This window comes from Microbacterium oxydans, from assembly GCF_000956405.1.
Classification (GTDB): domain Bacteria; phylum Actinomycetota; class Actinomycetes; order Actinomycetales; family Microbacteriaceae; genus Microbacterium; species Microbacterium oxydans_C.
Genome location: NZ_JYIV01000027.1, coordinates 326,701 through 339,941 on the forward strand (window position 1 = coordinate 326,701; position 13,241 = coordinate 339,941).

The 13,241-nt window shown below is 69.0% G+C and carries 7 protein-coding genes; all 7 read right to left on the minus strand.

The annotated features are described in order from the left end of the window. Positions 1 to 57 precede the first annotated feature (57 nt). Positions 58 to 5,973, minus strand: a complete 5,916-nt coding sequence (locus RN51_RS12330) for an Ig-like domain-containing protein (RefSeq protein ID WP_045264309.1) — start codon at positions 5,971 to 5,973, stop codon at positions 58 to 60. Further along, on the minus strand, positions 5,973 to 7,106 hold the full coding sequence (locus RN51_RS12335; protein WP_331454248.1) for a serine/threonine-protein kinase: 1,134 nt from the start codon (positions 7,104 to 7,106) through the stop codon (positions 5,973 to 5,975). Before RN51_RS12335 ends, RN51_RS12330 begins: the two co-directional genes overlap by 1 nt. Before the next feature lie 133 nt (positions 7,107 to 7,239). Beyond that, positions 7,240 to 7,809: a DNA-3-methyladenine glycosylase I gene (locus RN51_RS12340; RefSeq protein WP_045264311.1), complete on the minus strand. Its 570-nt coding sequence runs from the start codon at positions 7,807 to 7,809 to the stop codon at positions 7,240 to 7,242. 36 nt (positions 7,810 to 7,845) lie between these two features. Beyond that, positions 7,846 to 8,889 (minus strand): NAD(P)-dependent alcohol dehydrogenase, encoded by a 1,044-nt coding sequence (locus RN51_RS12345; protein WP_045264312.1) that lies wholly within the window; start codon positions 8,887 to 8,889, stop codon positions 7,846 to 7,848. Positions 8,890 to 8,960: 71 nt separating this feature from the next. Further along, positions 8,961 to 11,027 (minus strand): acyl-CoA dehydrogenase, encoded by a 2,067-nt coding sequence (locus RN51_RS12350; protein WP_045264313.1) that lies wholly within the window; start codon positions 11,025 to 11,027, stop codon positions 8,961 to 8,963. 120 nt (positions 11,028 to 11,147) lie between these two features. Continuing rightward, entirely contained in the window at positions 11,148 to 12,377 is a 1,230-nt protein-coding gene (locus RN51_RS12355; RefSeq protein ID WP_045264314.1) for an HTTM domain-containing protein, read from the minus strand. Continuing rightward, positions 12,374 to 13,195 (minus strand): DUF5819 family protein, encoded by an 822-nt coding sequence (locus tag RN51_RS12360; RefSeq protein WP_045264315.1) that lies wholly within the window; start codon positions 13,193 to 13,195, stop codon positions 12,374 to 12,376. The genes RN51_RS12355 and RN51_RS12360 overlap by 4 nt, the downstream gene beginning before the upstream one ends. Positions 13,196 to 13,241: the final 46 nt, after the last annotated feature.

The following is a 13,241-nucleotide window of genomic DNA, read 5'->3' on the forward strand; positions in this document are numbered from 1 at the left end:
GGTGGCTGGCATACAGCAAGAGTATTGGTCATGGACGCGCTCGACGTGCGACCCGCGTCAGGGACACAGACCCGTGACGCGATGGGTGATCGGGGACAGGGTTGCGTAGGCACCGCTCCAGGTGACCTTCACGTCGAAGGCACCGGGGGTGTCCACCACGGGAGTGACCACGGAGGTGTACGACCCTCGTGCAGCACCCGAGACGGTGACGACGTCTGCTTCCCGCGCCGGCATGCAGGGACGGAACACGGCGTTGACGATGGTGGGAGCCGTCGTCGCGGTGATGTTCACCGCTCCGGAGCACGATCCGCTCTGGGAGGCATGGCAGGCGCGCGCCCGTACCTGGCCGGGCGACGAGTCTGGGCTCAGGCTGAAGTCGGGGCGCCAGTCGCCGTACATGTTGTACTGCGCCACGAAGCCGTCCTCGACATCGATGCGCGGGGCGGAGGACAGCCCGTAGTCGTACCGGTTGCCGTCGCGCGTGGGCGTGGTCGCCACCGTGTAGGTCGTGTCGCCACCGGGTCCGCTGACGAACGTGAAGGTGAAGACCGACGTCGTCGACGACTCCGCGACGCCGAAGCCGTTGGATGCGCAGGCCTTGACGGAGTACATCTGGTATTGCTGCAGGCCCTGCAAGGACGGCGAGGAGGACTGCACCTCGGCACCGGAGACGGAGAGACGGCCGTTCCCGTCGGCGCTGCAGCTCGCATTGCCCGAACGCCACGCCAGATAGACGACCTCGACTCCCGACGCGCTCCCATTGGCCTGTGCGGCGATGCCGGAGACGTTCACCGAGGTGTTCGACGCGGGACTCGCCTGCGTGGAGGCGGGGTCGAAGTAGACGGTGCCGGCCGCGGTCACCGATGTGCGGAACCCGCCGCCCTCGTTCCCGCCACCGGTCGGCGGCTGGAACTGGCTGATCGGAACGATCGTGATCGTCTGCGCGCCGGGGGTCAGCACGATGTCCGCCGTCGTCGTCGCGCCGTTGCGATTGATGACCTGCCCCGTCTCCTCGATCCGGAAGGACAGCGCATCGTCGGTGGCGTCGATCGAGAGCGCGACGGCTGCGCGTCCGCGGTCCGACACCGCGGGACGATACACCGGCGATGCCGTCGCGTTCGAGACCACCGGGGCCGCGTAGGCCCAGCTGGTGTGCGGCGACGTCGACGCAGAGGTACCGACGGCGTTCACGGCGGCAGCGGTGAACGCGTGGGGTGCGCCGTTGACGAGACCGTTCACCGTACACCGGTAGACGCCACCGGCCGGACTGCACGACGCGTTCGCGGGCGATCCGTCCTGGAGGATCGTCATGCCGGAGACAGCCGGGTGCGCCCTGCCCGCCTCGCCGAGCGGCACCTCGAGCACGACGGAGGTGCGGGTGAACCCGACGGTCGTGACGCTCGCCGGCGCCTGCGGGAAACCCTGGAGGTCGAGCGTGAGGGTTCCCGTTCCGGTGCGGCCCTGCGCATCCGACACGACGAAGGGGATGACGCACTGCCCGCCGGGAGCCTGCCCGCCGCCTGCCCAGCTCGCGGTGATGGCCTTGCTCCCGGACGCCGAGATCGAGGCGACGTCGCAGCGCGCGCCCGCTCCGAGCGACACGAGCCGCAGGCCCGACCCCGGTTTCCCGGCGAAGGGGTCGTACTCGCCCGCGACATCGACGACGTCGATCGAGCAGTTCGCACTCGTGACGATGCACTGCTTCGTGAACGTGGCTCCGCGGGGAGCATCGGGCGGAGCTGCACCGACGACCAGACGCACCGACGACGACGGCTGACCGTACTGGGGCACCGTGACGCTGATGTTCTCGGTGTTGCCCGGCCGCGCGTCGGCCCGAGCCTCGACCGTCAGCTTCGACCCGTTCTGGGTGACGATGAACGCGGATCCCGAGAACACGACCCGATACTCGAGCGACCCGACGTTGCCCTCGCGACCGCCCTCCCAGGACGCCATGTTGGCGTAGAGGTCGATGCTCTCCGTCGCGCCAGGGGAGATCGTGTGCGCGATCGAGGAGAGCAGCAGCTGCGGCTCAGCCGGACGGATGCTGACGGGCACGTCGATGTACGACCAGCGTTCCTGGCCCTTCAGCCGCACAGGGACCAGACACGTGTCCGACCACGGTGCCTCGCGCCCCGCACGATACACAGCGCCGTTCGAGCCCTCCGCGGCGCAGGATGCCGCGGCGCGCTGCGCGGTGAACTGCCCCGTCCCGACCTCCACGGCATCCGAGGACGACAGATCGACGTACTCGCTCACGCGGAAGGATGCGGACGCGTCCTCGTCGACCACGACGGGTGTGGCGCCCGGCTTGAGCTGCACCTGCATGTCGTCGAAGGCGGGGATGCGGAGGAAGCCGTAGGCGACGATGTCGCGCCCTCCCGACTTCCCGGTGAGCTGGAACGGCACCAGCGCTCCCTCGCGGGGGGCCGTCCCGACGATGCGGTTGCCCTGCACGGTGTAACCCGGGCGGTCGCCCCACAGACTCAGCCGGAGCGATGACGCGTCGCCCGAGGGCCAGCTCACCCGGTCGGTGACCACGTCGATGCCGCGATCGGCGAGATCGTCGCGATCCCGCGCGGTGAGGACGGTATCGGCCACGCTCGGCTGGTCGGTCACGGCACCATCGGTCACCGTGACCACGATGAGGCCCTGGGCGGTGCTCCCGGTGCGCTTCGACTTGACCGTGTAGAAGTACGAGTTGGTCCCCGCCGTGTCTCCGGCGCGCAGCACCACGCGGCCGTCCTTCAGCGAGGTGTCGGAGTCGATCAACGCGTTCAGCCGCTCGTACAGCGGGTTCCCCTTGACCGGCGGTGCGTTGGGCACCAGCTCGGTGATCTCGAGCTCACTCTGCGCAGGGTCGAGGTCGTTCGAGCGCGGATCCAGCACGATGGGAGTGCGCGATCCGGCCTCGACGCGGACGTAGTCGCTGAACGTCACGGGCGCTGCATCGTCGATATCGGCGTCGAGCACGCCGATCCGGACGACGCCGGTCCCCACTTCGCCCTGCGGGTCGCGCACGGTGTAGCGGAACGAGACCTGACCTCCCGACACCCCGGCAGCAGGCGCGCGATAGACGATGGCCTCACCGCTCGCGGAGATCGTCGCGGTCCCCGCGCCCTTCTCCGGCTGCTCCACGCCGGCGAGCACCACCCGGTCGCCGTCGCTGTCCATCCCCGTCGTCGGCACGCGCAGGGACACCGTCTGCCCGCTCAGGACACGGCCGGTGAGCGTGATGGGCGTGGGCGCGCGGTTGGTGCCGGGCGGGAGCACGGTCACCGTCACGATGCCGTTGTCGGACAGCGACGGGTTGCGCTCCAATGAGACGGAGTACGTGAGCCGGTAGGTCCCCGGGGTGGTCGGCGCCAGGTAGCGCAGGGCGTTGCGGTCGGCGAAGACGAGTTCGTCCGGTTCTCCCGATCCGGTCACCTCCGGGAGCACCACGAGCGGCTCACCGCGGGGAGCGACGTCGTTCGCCGTGACGTTGATGCGCGTCAGCGAACCCGCCCGCACGGTCACCGCATCGGGGAACACGATCGGCCGCGTGACGCTCGACGGCGGAGCCAGGAAGACCGTGACGGTCCCCTCGACGGCGGCACCGGACCCGTCCGCGACGGTCACGGTGGCCTTGCCGATGACGCCCGGCTCACCGCTCGCCGTCGTCCCGTTGACGCGGATGCTCTCGTTGCCGACGACACGCACGTTCAGCTGCGGCGTGGAGCTCACGGCCCCCGACAGCATCAGGACGCGGCCGGTGGTGTTCTGCACCGCTCCGAGGACGTCGACCGTCGTGTCCTCACCCTCGCGCACGAACGCGGTGAGCGGTGCCATGGCGAGCCCGGATGAGCCGTCGACGGCGGTGATGCGGATGACCGCCGACTGCTCCGCCTGAGTCGAGACATCCTGGGCGGTGTAGGTGACGACGTACTGGCCGGGTTGGGCGACAGTCAGCTCGACCGTGCCGGCAGCGGCGTTCGGTGTCACCTCCAGCCCCTGCGCCGTGGCGGCCGTCTGCACGGCATCGAGCAGTCGGTACGATCCCGACCCGCCGGAGAGGTGATCCGAGATCCGGATGGACTGCTGCTCCCCGACGCGGGCGGTGAGTGCGACAGGCGACGCTCGGAGGGCCGGGCTTCCGGTCACCTGGACATCGAGGGTCTTCTCCGTGGTCGCCCCGTGGACGTCCTGGACGACGACGGTGACGGAGATCTGCGCGTCCGCGGCGTTCGGGTCGGTGTGGCGGATCGCGACGCGGCCGTCGGCCATCGGCACCACCATCACCGGGGCGGAGGAGTCGGTCTCGTACGCATCGCTGAGCACGAAGGCATCGCCCTCGGGGTCCACCCACCCGGAGAGAGCGGAGACGACAGTGCTTCCACCCGCGAGGAGCTGCGGCGTCGGCCATTCCTGCTTGCAGGCATCGACACCGCACCACACGGGCGCGGAGTTCACGCCGTCGTCGACGACGGTCAGCGTCACGGTCGCCGGCGGCGACACCGCGGCACCGTCCGTCACGGCGTAGGTGAAGCTGGTCTGCCCGGATCCGGCCTTCACGTTCACGACCAGCGACTGCCCGTTGGCGATGAGCGTCAGCTCTCCGAAGGCGGGATCGGCGAGTCCTCCCGACACGGAGTCGGGGTCGATCGTGAGGACGTCCTTCTTGTTCGGGTCATGGTCGTTCAGGAGCACGGGAAGGATGACCTGCTGCCCTGCCCTGACGCCGAACGCATCGTCGACCGCGACGGGCGGGAGCTGCTCCGCCACATCCTCGACGATGATCGTGCCCTCCTGCTGCTCCGTGTCGTCTTCGATCTTCCACTGCTCGAGCGGGATGAGCACGCCGTCGGGTGCGTTCCAGATGAGGCCGGTGCCGGTCTCGGTGAGAACCGCGCGATCGCCGTTCTCCTGGAAGACGGGTTCGATCGTGGCGGAGTCGAGCGTCTCGTCCGGCACGCGCAGCGGCACGGTCTCACCATCGGTCCACAGCGTGCCGCCGCCCGTGTCGAGCCACGCCGCGTAGGCCTTTCCGCGGACCGTCACCGGTGCGGCCGGGACGCCCGTGGCCTCGGCGACCCGCTCGGATTCGCCGGAAGAAAGCCCCACGGAGACGAGTCCGTCGGAATCCGCGATCATCAGCGCGTCGCCCGATACGGCACCGTCCTGCAGCAGCGCGTCCTCGGCGACGTCGAGTTCGACCGGTCGGTCCCGTCCGGAGAGCCACAGTTCGCCGGATCCCGGGCGCAGCATGGCCCAGCGGTCGCCGATGACGGTGAGCGCCAGCCCCTCGCCGGCCTCGGGCGCTTCGGGCACCGAGGTGGAGTCGCCGAGGAACCGGTGCTCACGGATGTCGAAGCGCCGCACGGCGGCCTCGTCTGCGGAGTACAGCACCAGCAGACCGTCGGGTGAGAGGCCGATCGCATCCGCCGTGTACGTGGGCGGATCCTCCCCCTTCTCGACCTCGACCTCCGCGAACGGATCGACGAGGGCTGTGCCGGCCCCGGGCTCGAGTGTCGACACGGAGACCTGCCCGGTATCCGTGCGATATGCCACGTAGGGTCCGGCCGAGACGATCTCCCTGGTACCGGCGGGGGTCGGCTGCGAGGCGATCGGCGCTCCTTCCTCGGAAGAGTCGGAGAGCAGATCGGAAGGGCTCGCAGGGTCGACGTCCCACCGCTGTCTGTTGCCCTGCGCGTAGAGCACCGCGGTCGAGCCGTTCTGCCAGACCGCTTCGGGGTCGTCGACGTTGCGGACCGTGTCGATCTCGGCGAGCTCGGTGTTCACACGCGCGTACTGACCGCTGTCGCGCATGACCCACACCGAGGATTCGAGGCGCGGGACCTCCTGCGACTGGTACCCCTGGGCCGTCACCGCGAGGGTGAGCACGACTCCGAGCGTCGCGACCGCCGAGACCGCCGCGATCAGCCGCCCCCGCGGACGCGGTTTCGCGTCCGCCCGGTCGCGGTCGCCGATCGCCATCAGAGGACCCCGGTGAGGAACAGGACGGCGGTGCCGACACCGGCGATGACGGCTGCGCCGATCAGCGCGCCGATGATGCCGATCACGAGCGGCGAGCGTCCGCTGCGGCGTGAGGGCGAGGGAAGGTCGTCGCGCTCCCGCTGTGCGGCCTGGGGGCGGGCGGCGCGTACTGCGCGCCGCGAATCCGGGGCGACCGTCGTGATCACCGGCCCACGGACGGTGGAGTCCGAGAAGCTCACAGGGGCGGCGGCGGCCCATTCCGCAGAGGCCGCCTCGAACGCGGTGGGGGCGATTCCGAGTTCGTACTGCGCCCAACGCAGGCGCTCGGCGAACTCCGCCATGCTGGCCGGCCGCTTGGCGGGATCCCGGTGCATGGCGCCCGCGAAGATGTCGTCGATGATCGGGGGGATCCCCTCGACGGGCACCGCCGTGTAACGAGCCTTGATGATCCGCTCGGTGAGCTGATCGCGGGAGTTCGAGCCCCGGTCGGGTCGTTCGAAGGGGCTGCGCCCGGCGAGCAGCGTGTACAGGGTCGCGCCGAGGCTCCAGATCTCACTCGGCACCGAACCCGACACGCGCTCCTGCAGCACCTCGGGAGAGCTCCATGGCACCGACATCGCGATCGTCTCGCCATCGCCTTCGTCGAGCACCGCGGCCGCGATCCCGAAGTCGGCGAGCACCGGGGCGCCGAGCGAGTTGACGAGCACGTTCGACGGCTTGATGTCACGGTGCAGCAGCCCCGCCCGGTGAACGGTCTCGAGGGCACCCGCCATGCGCACACCGATGTCGAGGACCTCTGCCAGAGGCAGTCTCGCCTTCTTGTAGCGCGCACTCATCGTGTCGGGGCAGTACTCCATCGCGAAGTACGGGCGGCCGTCGGCCGAGATCGACGCCTGGTAGATCGTGACGATCGAGGGGTGCGCGCTCAGCCGGGCGGAGATGTCGGCCTCGACGTTGAAGGTGCGCAGCACGTCGGGGTTCACGGCATCGGCCAGCAGCACCTTCACGGCTGCGACTCGACGCGGCATGTCCTGCTCGTAGAGGAACACATCGGCGAAGCCACCGGAACCGAGCGGGCGCACATAGCTGTAACCGGCCAGCGTCGGCGGTGTCGCTGCCATGCGCGTTGCCACTCGTGCTCCTCACGGTCGTCGGGGAGACCGTGCCCTGCACTCCTCCGGCACACGGCACCGGAAGATCCCCCCGGTCACCGATTATATCGAGGGCCTCGACGATCCCGACGCCCTCTTCGCAGCGCTCAGCCGCTCACGCCCGCCAACACCCGGCGATGTGGTCGTCGACCATCCCGCCCGACTGCATCAGGGCGTACATCGTGGTCGGCCCCACGAATCGGAAACCGCGACGCCGCAGCTCTTTGCTGAGCGCCGTCGATTCCGCGGTGACTGCGGGGACCTCGCCGAACGACGCCGGTCGAGCACCGGAGGGCGCCGGAGCGAACGACCACATCAGTTCGTCGAACTCCCCCTCTGCCATGCCGCGGACGATGCGGGCGTTGCCGATGGTCGCCTCGATCTTGGCACGGTTGCGGATGATCCCGGCATCGTCCATCAGCCGTTCGACGTCGGACTCGTCGAACTCCGAGACGATCTCGGGCACGAACCCCTCGAACACCTCTCGGAACCGCGGGCGCTTGCGCAGGATGGTGATCCACGAGAGCCCCGCCTGGAATCCTTCGAGCGCCATCTTCTCGAACAGCGCACGGTCGCCGTGCAGCGGCGTGCCCCACTCCTCGTCGTGGTAGCGGCGGTATTCGTCGTCATCGCCCACCCAGGCGCAGCGGTCGCGGGCGTCGGGGCCCGTGAGAAGAGAGATCATCCGCTCAGGCTATCCGCGACGACGGACACCGGGCGCTCAGGCGAAGGTGGCCGCGTCGATCACGAAGCGGTACCGCACATCGGAGGCCAGCACGCGCTCGTAGGCGGTGTTGATCTCGGAGGCGGGGATGACCTCGATCTCCGCTGCGATGCCGTGCTCCGCGCAGAAGTCGAGCATCTCCTGCGTCTCGCCGATGCCGCCGATGTTGCTTCCGGCGAGCGAGCGCCGGCCGCCGATCAGCGACATCACTCCCACCTCGAGGGGCTCGCCGGGAGCGCCGACGCACACCATGGCTCCGCCGACGTCGAGCAGGCTCAGGTAGGAGCGCAGGTCGATCACGGCGCTCACGGTGTTGAGGATCACATCGAAGGATGAGCGCAGCTCCCGGAAGGTCTCCCGGTCGCTCGTGGCGCGATAGTGGTCGGCGCCGAGCCGCAGACCGTCCTCCTTCTTGCTGAGGGTCTGCGAGAGCACGGTCACCTCCGCGCCGAGCGCGTGCGCGATCTGCACGCCCATGTGCCCCAGGCCGCCGAGACCGACGACGGCGACGCGGGTCCCGGGCCCGACGTTCCAGTGCCGCAACGGCGAATAGGTCGTGATGCCCGCGCACAGCAACGGTGCGGCGACGTCCAACGGCAGCGCGTCGGGGATGCGCAGCACGAAGGCCTCGGTGACGACGACCTGCTCGGAGTAACCGCCCTGGGTGATGGTCCCGTCACGGTCGACGGCACCGTACGTGAGCACGGCCCCCTGCGTGCAGAACTGCTCTTCGCCGCGCAGACAGTTGCGGCACTCGCCGCAGGAGTTCACCAGGCATCCGACGCCGACGCGATCGCCGACCGCATGCCGGGTGACGGCCTCGCCGACCGCGGCGACCGTTCCCGTGATCTCGTGCCCCGGAGCGAGCGGATACTGCTGCGGGCCCCAGTCGCCCCGGACGGTGTGGATGTCCGAGTGGCAGATGCCGGCGAAGGCGACGTCGATCAGCACGTCGAGCGGGCCGAGCTCGCGTCGCTGGATGACGGTCCTCTCCAGGGGCGCTGCTTCACGGGGTGCGGCGTAGGCGTTCACGGCAGACATCTCGGACTCCTCGGATCGGGTACCTGCCGAGAGTACACAGCGCCGATGAGAATCGCCTCCGCCGCGTCCCGTCAGCGCTGCTTCTTCTTGAGCGCCTTCTCCTGGATGGGGGCCTGGCCGCTCGCCTCGAGGTCGGCGTAGTACGCGCGGGCCTCGTCCTGCCGCTGCTTCTCCAGACCGCTCGCGATGGGAGCGCGCACGTGCTCCGGCTCGTAGCCGAACGCGTTGACGAGGTCGAGGGAGTACGGGCGCAGGCGAGCGCACAGCCGGTCGATGTAGCTCGACACCGCCGCGCCGCGCTGCATCGACAGACGTCCGTGGATCAGGTGCCAGGCGAGGTGCTTCTCGATGAGCTGCAGGCCGAACAGGTCGCGCAACCACGTGAGCACCTTCTTGGTGTCCTCGTCGTCGATCTGGTGCACGGCGTCGGTGAACGCCTCCCACTGCAGCAGCTCTCCGTGCGCACGGGCGGCCTCGATGAGCTCGGCCTGGTTCTCGTTGAACAGGCGGGCGCCGAGGGCCTTGTCCTTCGCTCCGGGGCGGAGGCGCGAGGCGATGTCGGCCACCATCTGCTGCACGCGCCCGGCGAGCAGATCGTGCTGCTGCTCCTCGCGCAGACCGCGCTCGACCGAGCGGCTCACCTGCCCGAAGTCGGAGACCGCCTGACCGAGCTGACGCAGGCCCGCACCGTGGAACAGCTTGCCCGCGGTCATGCCGACGGCGAACTTGGCGAGGGCCGCCGCATCCTTGCCCTGGAACTGCTTCGCGTAGTCGGTCAGCAGACGCTTGCCGACGAGCTGCAGCAGCACGTTGTTGTCGCCCTCGAAGGTGACGTAGATGTCGAGGTCGGCACGGAGCCCGACCAGACGGTTCTCGAACATGAAGCCCGCACCGCCGGTGGCCTCACGGGCCTCCTGCAGGGTGTCGAGCGCATGCCACGTCGACAGCGGCTTGAGGGCGGCCGCCAGGGTCTCCAGGTCTTCCCGGTCCGCCGGGGTGTCGGTCCGGCCGGAGAAGACGCCGTCGAACTTCTGCAGGAACTCGTCGTGCGCGAAGATCTGCGCGTAGGTGGTGGCCAGGCGCGGCAGCAGACGGCGCTGGTGCTTGCCGTAGTCCATGAGCACCACCTCCTGCCCGTCAGCCCCGTCGAACTGGCGGCGCTGGGTGGCGTAGGTGATCGCGATGTGCAGACCGAGGGCAGAGGCCCAGGATGCCGCGCCGTCGAGCGACACACGTCCCTGCACGAGAGTGCCGAGCATCGTGAAGAAGCGGCGGCCAGGGCTGTCGATCGCGCTGGAGTAGGTGCCGTCGGCCGCGACGTCGCCGTAACGGTTGAGCAGGTTGGTCCGCGGGATGCGCACGCGGTCGAAGGAGAGGCGTCCGTTGTCGATGCCGTTGAGTCCGCCCTTGAGACCGTCGTCCTCGCGGCCGATGCCGGGGAGATCCATCCCGTCCTCACCGCGCAGCGGCACATAGAAGCAGTGCACGCCGTGGTTCACGCCGTTCGTGATCAGCTGCGCGAAGACGGTCGCCGCGACGCCGTGCAGTGCGGCGTTTCCGAGGTACTCCTTCGTCGCCCCGCGGAACGGGGTGTTGATGACGAACTCCTCCGTCTCCGGGTCGTACGTGGCCGTGGTGCCGACCGCAGCGACGTCGGAGCCGTGGCCGATCTCGGTCATCGCGAACGCGCCGGGAATCGAGAGGTCCATCACGCCGGGGAGCCACTTCGCGTGGTGCTCCTCCGTGCCCAGCTGCAGGATCGCCGATCCGAAGAGACCCCACTGCACGCCCGACTTGATCTGCAGGCTGGGGTCTGCCACCACGAGCTCCTCGAAGCCCGCGATGTTCGCGCCGTTGTTCTCCTCGCCGCCGAGCGACTTCGGGAACGCGCGGTGCACGGCCTTGTTCTCCACCAGCAGGTGCAGCTGGCTGAGCACGCGCTCACGGTGCTCGTCCTTGCCGAGCTCGTCCTTGCGCCAGAACGCCGAGTCCTTGATCATCTCGCGGGCCTGACGACGCACGTCACCCCACGTACCCATCAGGGCATCGTTGACGCGGGCGACATCGAGACGCGGGTTGGCGTCAGCGGAGTCGGGGGAGGTGCGAGTCGTCTTCGGACGGACGGCGGCGTCGACCATGAGCGTTCCTCTCAGAGGGAAGTGGGAATACTGCCATGGTAGGTCTGCCACAACGGGAGTCCTACTGCCCTGTCTACTTCCTCCAATGCCCGGCGGGGACATCTCCCGGTCGCGTTGTCGTCAGACCACAGTCCGGGCCGGCAGCGCGTCTCCCGGCGGGGTGGGTGGTGGTGCTCCCGCCTCCCGCCACCGCCGCTTCGTCCCCGCGCTCAACCGCGCCCACGTGCGGTCGCGGATGAAGATCGCATCGATCGCGATCATCGTGAGCGAGAACCACGGCAGGCCCATGAGCACGGCGATGCCGATGTGGAAGGAGAGGATGCCCAGCAGTCCGATCAACCGCGTGGGACGGGTGAGCAGCATGAGCGGGAACGCCACCTGCAGGATGATGGAACCCCAGCTGGCGACGGTGACCATCGGACCCCACGTGGTGACGAGGTCGCTCAGCACCGGCCAGGTGCCGAACCGGGCGGTCTGCAGCGGGTTGTAGACCGCGTACCCCTCTTCCCACGGCGCGCCGCCTGCCTTGTACAGAGCGCCGGAGGCGTAGACGAAGCAGACCTGCGCCGTGAGAGCCACGAGTGCCAGGTTGTGGAACATGGTTCCCAGCAGCGCCGGCTGGCTGTTCGGGGCGAACCACTCCCCCGACTTCGCCCGACGCCGGGCATCCAGCGACCAGCGTGCCGCGGGGTCGGCGAAGAACAGCAGCAGCAGCGCGATGCGGAACATGTTGTCGCCCTGGTCGCCGACCATGTCGTTGGCCTCGATGAACCCCACCCAGAGGCAGAAGAAGATGGGCAGCACGATCCGGAAGCGCCATCCGAGCACGAACAGCACGGCGAGCACTCCGAGCAGAAGGTAGAGCGCCGTGTAGAGCGCATCGTTCCCCATCGCGGCGTGGAACGCGCTGAAGACCCAGATCCTGGGGAACTCGCTCACCGGCTCTGCGAGCTCGCCGTTCCAGGCCGACCCCGATCCGAACGTGTAGAGCCGGGTGCTGAAGTTCGAGATCAGCAGTCCGATCGCGGTGAGTCCGAAGAGGATGCGCGTGACCGCGAGTCCGTAGAGCGCCTTCTTCCCGTGGAAGAGCCAGTCGCCGACGAACGCCGAGATGCGGTCGATGGCCGACAGCACCATCGACCAGAGACCGCCGATCATCGACGACACGAAGGTCAGCAGCCGCGTGACGAACGACCGTGGCGGCACGGTGCTCGCCGGGGCGGGGGCCGGCTCACGCGGCGGTGTGGGCGGCGCCGACACGGGGGCCGGCGCGGTGATGGTGCTCCGCGGCGCGGAGTCCTTCTTCTTAGCGTCCTTCCGGCGGTCCGCGGTCTTGACGGGCGCGCTCACGGCTGGATCCTCTCGAACTGGCCGCGGAAGGTGTTCGCGAAGTTCTCGCGACTCTGCCCTTCCTCTTCTATGGGAAGACGCCATCCGGTCGTCGAGAACGTCGGGTCCGGGCGCTGCGCGCCGGGGTCGTTGCGGTCCTTGTACGGGACGACGTTCTGGCGGCTCACGCGGTACTGCACCGCGACGACCGCATCCGCTCCCCAGATCGCGTAGGCCACCTGGGTCGCGTACGCGGTCGAGAGGTGCTCCTCCGCCATGTAGGCCTCCGTCGACGGCTTGTCATCGCCCTGCAGCTCGTCGAAGGAGCGCACCATCCATTCCTCCCAGTCGTCCTTCATGAAGTCGAGGCCGATGACGGCCTGCTGCTCGGCGTTCAGCTTGTTGTAGGCGTTCATCTGTCCGCTGGCCACCTCGCTCGACTGGATGCCGGCCCGCGGCGGGAACAGGTTGTACCGGATCATCGAGAGCTCCACGTCGGTGGCGCTCACCCACCCAGTCTCCACCTGCTCGCCGTCCTTCTCGATGAGTGCGCGGACGTTGAAGTGGTAGTCGCCGTTGATGGGCTCCGGTGCGAACACGCTCCAGGACTGACCGAACATCGGCAGCATGTACCCGGCGAGGACCTGCTGCGTGGGGATCTCCCGCAACGCCGAGTAGGGCGCTATCCACAGGAACGACGCGCCGATGTGCCACAGCGTCAGGAGGCAGGCCGCGAAGGCGATGAGCTTCACCCACCACGTCGGACGTGGACGCACGGCGGCTGACGGATCCGACACCGCCGCATCGGATACCGGTTCGGACTCGAGTGTGGTGCTCATTCACTTCCCTCCTTACCGCCGAGGGGTCGGGACCGCCGTGGGGAAA

What these genes read in the sequence shown, in the direction of transcription:
- RN51_RS12350 (WP_045264313.1), bottom strand. Translation starts at nt 11,027, where the DNA reads ATGGTCGACGCCGCCGTCCGTCCGAAGACGACTCGCACCTCCCCCGAC.
- RN51_RS12345 (WP_045264312.1), bottom strand. Translation starts at nt 8,889, where the DNA reads ATGTCTGCCGTGAACGCCTACGCCGCACCCCGTGAAGCAGCGCCCCTG.
- RN51_RS12340 (WP_045264311.1), bottom strand. Translation starts at nt 7,809, where the DNA reads ATGATCTCTCTTCTCACGGGCCCCGACGCCCGCGACCGCTGCGCCTGG.
- RN51_RS12330 (WP_045264309.1), bottom strand. Translation starts at nt 5,973, where the DNA reads ATGGCGATCGGCGACCGCGACCGGGCGGACGCGAAACCGCGTCCGCGG.
- RN51_RS12360 (WP_045264315.1), bottom strand. Translation starts at nt 13,195, where the DNA reads ATGAGCACCACACTCGAGTCCGAACCGGTATCCGATGCGGCGGTGTCG.